This is a genomic window from Brevibacillus sp. SKDU10, from assembly GCF_001645205.1.
Classification (GTDB): Bacteria; Bacillota; Bacilli; order Brevibacillales; family Brevibacillaceae; genus Brevibacillus_B; species Brevibacillus_B halotolerans.
Genome location: NZ_LSSO01000032.1, coordinates 1 through 5,847, shown reverse-complemented (window position 1 = coordinate 5,847; position 5,847 = coordinate 1). Strand labels below are relative to the sequence as shown.

8 protein-coding genes are annotated in these 5,847 nt (G+C 37.7%); 4 read left to right on the top strand and 4 right to left on the bottom strand.

Annotated features, from left to right (window positions below; genetic code table 11):
• Nucleotides 1–43: 43 nt before the first annotated feature.
• Nucleotides 44–1,591: a recombinase family protein gene (locus AYJ08_RS03490; protein WP_064016606.1), complete on the bottom strand. Its 1,548-nt coding sequence runs from the start codon at nucleotides 1,589–1,591 to the stop codon at nucleotides 44–46.
• A gap of 177 nt (nucleotides 1,592–1,768) precedes the next feature.
• On the opposite strand from AYJ08_RS03490, the gene AYJ08_RS23795 reads away from it, so the two are divergent.
• The 3 genes from AYJ08_RS23795 (at nucleotide 1,769) to AYJ08_RS24270 (ending at nucleotide 3,361) form a co-directional block, all read left to right on the top strand.
• Entirely contained in the window at nucleotides 1,769–1,927 is a 159-nt protein-coding gene (locus tag AYJ08_RS23795) for a hypothetical protein (RefSeq protein WP_197490571.1), read from the top strand.
• Nucleotides 1,924–2,094: a hypothetical protein gene (locus AYJ08_RS23290; RefSeq protein WP_157452776.1), complete on the top strand. Its 171-nt coding sequence runs from the start codon at nucleotides 1,924–1,926 to the stop codon at nucleotides 2,092–2,094. The genes AYJ08_RS23795 and AYJ08_RS23290 overlap by 4 nt, the downstream gene beginning before the upstream one ends.
• Before the next feature lie 400 nt (nucleotides 2,095–2,494).
• Nucleotides 2,495–3,361 (top strand): LolA family protein, encoded by an 867-nt coding sequence (locus AYJ08_RS24270; RefSeq protein WP_231928981.1) that lies wholly within the window; start codon nucleotides 2,495–2,497, stop codon nucleotides 3,359–3,361.
• A gap of 2 nt (nucleotides 3,362–3,363) precedes the next feature.
• Here AYJ08_RS24270 and AYJ08_RS03480 read toward each other — a convergent pair whose 3' ends face one another.
• The 3 genes from AYJ08_RS03480 to AYJ08_RS24265 all read right to left on the bottom strand — a co-directional run bounded on the left by AYJ08_RS03480 (nucleotide 3,364) and on the right by AYJ08_RS24265 (nucleotide 5,424).
• The gene (locus AYJ08_RS03480; RefSeq protein ID WP_064016605.1) at nucleotides 3,364–3,768 is read right to left on the bottom strand and encodes a DUF3221 domain-containing protein; all 405 of its coding nucleotides are present in this window, start codon (nucleotides 3,766–3,768) and stop codon (nucleotides 3,364–3,366) included.
• Nucleotides 3,769–4,878: 1,110 nt separating this feature from the next.
• Entirely contained in the window at nucleotides 4,879–5,190 is a 312-nt protein-coding gene (locus AYJ08_RS03475; RefSeq protein ID WP_064016604.1) for a hypothetical protein, read from the bottom strand.
• A 96-nt stretch (nucleotides 5,191–5,286) separates the two neighbouring features.
• Nucleotides 5,287–5,424 (bottom strand): hypothetical protein, encoded by a 138-nt coding sequence (locus AYJ08_RS24265; RefSeq protein ID WP_022585758.1) that lies wholly within the window; start codon nucleotides 5,422–5,424, stop codon nucleotides 5,287–5,289.
• A 37-nt stretch (nucleotides 5,425–5,461) separates the two neighbouring features.
• On the opposite strand from AYJ08_RS24265, the gene AYJ08_RS24260 reads away from it, so the two are divergent.
• Nucleotides 5,462–5,758: a hypothetical protein gene (locus AYJ08_RS24260; protein ID WP_231928980.1), complete on the top strand. Its 297-nt coding sequence runs from the start codon at nucleotides 5,462–5,464 to the stop codon at nucleotides 5,756–5,758.
• Nucleotides 5,759–5,847 lie beyond the last annotated feature (89 nt).

Sequence of the window (5,847 nt, the reverse complement as noted above, 5' to 3'; positions counted from 1 at the left end):
AATGAATTGACACTTAGATGTTATCCATCTGAGTGTCAATTTTTTATTGAGGTAATTTAGGATACAGGGTTATCTCAAACTGGTCGTTTCGTTGATGCTTTTCCTTCCGATAGATCACTTTATCGAGGACTGATTTTATCAGATGATTCTTTTTAGCAGGGTCATTTGTTTTTTCATATAAATCTATTACTGTTTCAACCCTAGGAATCATGTCATGCTGCGCTTTTTCTTTTTGTAGTTCCAGACGTAATTCTTCTTGTGCTTGGATAATAGCTGCTTTTGTAGCGTTCATGCGTGATGTTATGCGGTGTGATCTGTCTACATATGTTTTTTCGTCATAGATTCCGCGTTCCAAAAGGTCATGTAATTTAGACTTTTGATTTTCTAATTCCTTTCTTTCACGTGTGAGACTTTTTACAGCAAATTCCTTCAGTTTGATAGAGCTGGTACTTGCTTCGGGCTCTTTATATGCATCCCAATTGGCTTTATATTGTTTTAGCCATTTCTTCAAATTTTTTATGATGGCGTTTTCTACATAATCAAAGCGGCTACTTTTATTGTTACAACGCTGGTTATAGCATTTCAAATGTGGCGGATTATCACCATATGGGCGGTAAACCATAGATGATCCGCATAGATCACATTTGATAACACCAGCGAATGGGTTCGTAATGCTATTTACCAATTGATAAGGAACATGGTATTTCTTCTGTAAGATTTCTTGCGCTTTATAAAATAACGCTTCCGAAACCAAAGGTGCATGCTTTCCCTTTGCATCAATCCATTCTTCAGGAGGTCGAAGTTTTTTTTCGCTCTTTTTTGTTACATCCGTGGATTTCTTGTAGTGTGTTTTTTTCCACTGTACGCGCCCGATGTAGACAGCGTTTTTTAATATGACTAGGACGGATGGGGCCGTCCATGGTTTTTCTGTATAAGTTCTGTACCCAAGCTTGTTTAATTGATTAGCGATATGACTTGTTCCAAGTCGTTTTTGATAGTCATCATGCGCATACCATTCGAAGATCATTTTCACAACAGGTGCTTGTTCGGGATGGGGAATGAGGTATCGTTCTTTTCCCTTCTTTTCAATTAAATATCCATATGGTGGGCGAGTGCCTATGTAATTGCCGTCTTCAATGGACCGAATGCGTCCGCCCTGTAGCCGACGATTGATGATTTTTAGCTCTTTTCGAGCCATAAATGCTTCGAATTCGCTGTACTCTTCGTCCCACTCATCCTCTAGGTCATAGATTTTTCGGGGGGTAATGATTTTGGTTTGAGATTGGCGGAATGTTTCAAGAATCAGGCCTTGCTCCTGCATATTACCGCGTCCTAGACGATCCATATCCATCACCAGTACAGCATCATATTCATGTGCTTGAACTTCTTTTAAAAGCTCTTGCATTTCTGGGCGGTAGAGGAGACTTTCTCCAGAGACGATTTCCTCACGAATTCTGACGATATTTAGTTGTAACTGCTTTGCTACCTTCAGCAAGGCTTTTTTGTGTTTTGCAAGGGTTTCCCCTTCACCACGAGATTCTGCTTCGAGGTCCGCTCGGGATTTGCGTAGATAAATAGCGATGCGTTTCATACGATACCTCCCAAAAAGCAAGATCATGCCTATGATCAATGAAATCCATGGGCTTAAGCAAAATGAGTAGAAATCATTTGTAAAAAATCCTATATTGGTGTGTCTGAATTAAGCAATAAAATCAGGATTGTCCCATTGCCATCACCTCATATAGATAAAGCGAGGAGGGATCATTACATGAAGTACGATATGTCCATTCAAGATGGCCAAACCATTGTGAATATCGTAGCTCCTACCCCCATGACAGAGGAGGAAAAGCAAAAGGTTCTCCGTGATTATCACAACGCTGGCTGGGCCATTATCAAATCCCTTTATGCCAAAGATGCCTCGGTATGATCGCCCAATCTGGGCGTGATGTACAAGCTTGCAAATATTTCCTTCCCTTTACACACACATTATTGATTAATCCGTCAGATGTAGAACTGATCGTAAAAGGTGGATCTTCCCTATTGTTATTTCATATCGTTCTTTCTCTTTTATATAATCCAGAATATGTTTCTTAAGCTGGAGGTATGTTTGGAGATTGCCAAGCGTACAGTTTCGTTCCACTCTCTAAAATAAAAGACCTCTCTAATGAGAGGCCTGAGGATCATTAAAATATTAATTCACAACCTTGAGGGTATCCGCACATAGGTTTAGCTGCTGCATATGAACTAGTAGAAATAGAGAACACTAAAAATGCAGCAAACGCAATAGTCACAAACTTTTTCATTATGTCACCGCTTTTTGTAATATTCAGATATTAGTATAACACAGATTGAAATATTGGATACAAATAATAAAATTTTTTCATCAGAAACAAATATGTGTAGCATATTCTTGAAGATTTGTTGTCACAAAATTCTTGGTGCTGGATCAAATGAATAGACAGAAAAAAATGAAAAAGAGAGGATGACATTTTCGATGAAAAAGAAGCAAGCATTAGCAGCAGTATGTATGATGGCTTTCCTGCTATCTACCACAGCCCCATTTTCTCCAGTATTAGCAGAAGCCGTGAATAATAAGGCTAGTAAGGAAAAACAAACCTTACATATTGATCAGGTGATTGCAGAATTAGATCAAAAGAAGCCAATTTCTGTTTACTTTGAAGCAACAGACATTACTCATGATCTCAAAAACGGAAAGCTTCAGAAATCTACTAGTTATATAAAGCATTGGGATAATACAATAAAGGGTGAAGAGCGCATAGAAATAAGAGAGAATAGGCAAATAAAGTATTCTGTCAGTAAAGCAGGTAAGACAACAAAGTATATAACAGGAGATAAAGAAGCCAGCCTTTATCAAAAGGGATCAAATTCCGAAAATAATGTAATCAATAAAGTAAAAAAAGATTTGGACTTCCGAATCATAAATAAAAAGTATACTTCTCCTGATACGAAAAAGGCCGTTCATGTTGTAGAAGAGTCATTACTTAATCGACCAGTCTATCATATTTCTTTAAAAACGGAATTAGAAAGAAACGGGAAATCCAATGTATCCTATCAAGACTGGTGGATTGATAAAGAAACGGGCTTTAAGTTAAAGTCTACTGGAAACTGGAATAATAACAGACAAACCCATGAGTATACGGTAACTAAAGTTAATTTCAAGCCTACATTTAGTGAAAAAGATTTTACATTTGAATTACCAGTAGGGGTAACATTAGTAAACGAGAAAAAATTGAAAAAAATTAGAAAGAAAAAAAGCACCCGAGGTGGGTGCTTTTTTCTTTCGCTATCAAAGGGATACATTTACTGTCTAACTTACAAAAATGATACGACAACAGTATGATATTAATCGGCTACTCTTTCAATCGTAGGTGCAATTGCTATTGGAGGAATTGACAAAGTCCACGCTTTAGCAAATACATTCAACTTTTCACCCAGAACATAATGGTCACCAGCAGATAGAGGGACTCTTAAAATTTTGCTTTGAGAAGCTAATTCCCACCAATCATCTTGATAAGAAAGTGCTTCTTCTTTTGTAGAAGTATTGGCTACAACCATGTATATGTCATCAATCGAAATAACGTAGCCAGTGAACGGTTGTTGTTCTTCTTGCTCAATAGAAGAAATAGAGGAATGCTGTAAAGAGGACTGATTTGAATCCGCAAAAGCAGGTGTTACCCCCATTGTGAATCCAAAGCCTAATGTAAGAGTGGTTACTACCGTTACTAATTTGTTTTTTGAAATTTTCATAATCAAATATCCTCCTTAAATTTTATCCGTACATAGTAGGGGTTCTATTCCTGTGTCGCAAAACCTCCGTATATTCAAATATTTAACAAATTAGTCAAATTTATGGATGAATCTCATCGAAATATTATTGGCTCTAAAAGTATGAAGCCTAGCCTTAAATTAGCAAGATAAAGAATAACAACGAAGCCCCTCCTACGAGATTTGGAGCCGGTAAAGGGATATCAGGAAAATTCTACTTTAGATTGTCATGTATATATAGAAAATCATTCATGAACTGATACGCTGTAAAACGGATAAAAAACGAAAAGTGCCCATCGTTTTTGAGGATTACAAATGAACTAATAAGAAATGAATTGCCGTAGGAAACAAAAAACAACAAAAATTCGCCAGTAAGCAGACAGATGGTTTTTGCTATATTTCAGATGATTTATGGCAATCTTATTACATGCGGAATAGACTGAAATAAAAAGCGACAGTGGAGGGAAAGAAACAAATGGCTTCAAAGTCAGATGATTCCCTTTCAGCGGAGGATTTAGGGATAATAGCTGCTGTAATTGTTCTTATTGGAGATCTTATAGCTCTCTATAGTTTACTGAAAGCAAAACAGGAGAAAAAATGAAAAGCCTTTATTTTTTCTTGTGAAGTCCATGCATATTTGCAAGCACTTTTACATTAAAATGTTTAGGGTCTCCTCCAAGATTTAAGGAAGGTCGTAGCAACGTGCTACAACATCAGATATAATGGCTTCAATAAACTTCTGTTTGTTGTTTGTTGGATCATTCCTTTAGACAACCCTTATTGTGGTATAAAAATACATTCATTACATCTGGTTGTATCTTTATGGCTAATTCCATTAACTCTTTATTCTTTTTACTAATAGCTCCATTTGCACAAACCTTGTTACCGTCAATCAACCTCTGTAAAATAAGCCTATCTCATTTAAAATGTTATCTTTTTTAGCATCCTTTATAAGGAAGGCCGGTTCTACTATTTAACGTAGTAAAACCGGCGATTTTTGCTTGTATGGAGCCTGATGGTAAAACTGCGTGAAGATATCTTCAATATAAGTAAAAGCTTACATACTTGTATAGAATAGAGCGGGTACTTACTCTATGATGAATAAATCAATAGATTTTCATTAAACCTGAGTGGTATTGTGCTAGTATCCCCTTCCATATTTGGTTGGAAGAAGTTGACTGCTAGCAAGGTTCCACAGGCTTCGTAGTCGAAACGGATGCTTACATGTACGCCTTTCCTCCGCTTGTACTTACCTTGGCGTGCATAGATTTCGTGCACAAATGGGGAACCGTTCTTGTCTGAGAGACAGACAAGCGGAGCTTCAAGGGATCCAGTAACAATGAAATATTCTAGATTACTACCAACTTTGCCCCTTTCATCAAATATGACGCGAACAGTTTTCATAAAAAATTCTCCTCTTTCATCATGATAGATTATCTCTACCTTCATGCAAGGCAAACAGCCGCTCAGGATTGAGTGGCTGCTTGAAAGCGCGTATGACTATAATAAAGCTCCAGTAAAGGTGATCCCCCCAATTACTGTTGCCGAACCGCCACCAACAATATGGGCGGTAATCGAGTACGTAACATTACCGGTTCCAGGGGTTAAATCAACATGACTTATGCTTGTGGTACCCAACGAATTTGCTCCTGTTCTTTGATCACCAGTGCTATAGATGACTGTTGTACCACGCATTATTTGTAATTGGATGATTGGATTACTAGCTCCGTTTTGCCAACCTATTGCTCCATTTAACCAGATGCGATTTGAAGCGGAACTTCCTGTGATAGTGATTGTTTTTAATGTGGTTGGGGTGCTACTTAATGCAATGGATGAGCTACCACTAGTATTGGGATTATTCTCGGAAACTTGGAAATTTGAAAAGCTTCCGGTAGCACCAGTTGGCCCAGTATCGCCAGTCGGCCCAGTGTCACCACTCGGCCCGGATCGAATGAATAGGGGAATTCGATAAAAGTAAACATGTCACGCGATGCTCTGCTATTACAAAAAGGGACTGATCATATAGATAACCTCAAGGGGTGAATGAATTGACACTTAGAT